The 621-nt window shown below is 48.6% G+C and carries 1 protein-coding gene; it reads left to right on the forward strand.

The genetic code is table 11. The annotated features are described in order from the left end of the window. Positions 1–621: aconitase family protein (locus tag R7P74_RS27370; protein ID WP_318123819.1), on the forward strand; the 621-nt coding region annotated here is incomplete at both ends.

Genomic DNA, 621 nt, shown 5'->3' on the forward strand with positions numbered 1-621 from the left:
CCATGTTATGGGCCCAGAGCTAGGCATTACTCTACCGGGTATGACCATCGTTTGTGGTGACTCTCATACCGCAACACACGGGGCATTTGGCTCACTGGCTTTCGGTATCGGTACTTCTGAAGTTGAACACGTACTAGCGACTCAAACGCTAAAACAAGCACGTGCGAAAACAATGAAAATCGAAGTGAAAGGTAAAGTCGCACCGGGTATTACCGCAAAAGATATCGTTCTAGCGATCATCGGCAAAACAACGGCAGCAGGCGGTACTGGTTATGTGGTTGAATTCTGCGGTGAAGCGATTACGGACCTTTCTATGGAAGGCCGCATGACGGTATGTAACATGGCCATTGAATTGGGCGCAAAAGCAGGCCTAATTGCACCAGATGAAACCACGTTTGAATACATCAAAGGTCGTAAGTTCTCACCGCAAGGCGCAGATTTTGATGCCGCAGTAGAGTACTGGAAGACGTTAAAGACTGACGCAGATGCCGAATTTGATGCCGTTGTTACACTGAACGCTGCTGACATCAAACCACAAGTAACTTGGGGCACAAACCCAGGTCAGGTCATTGCCGTTGACCAACCGATTCCAGCACCAGAAAGCTTCACAGATCCAATCGA

It is taken from the genome of Vibrio sp. 2033 (assembly GCF_033339735.1).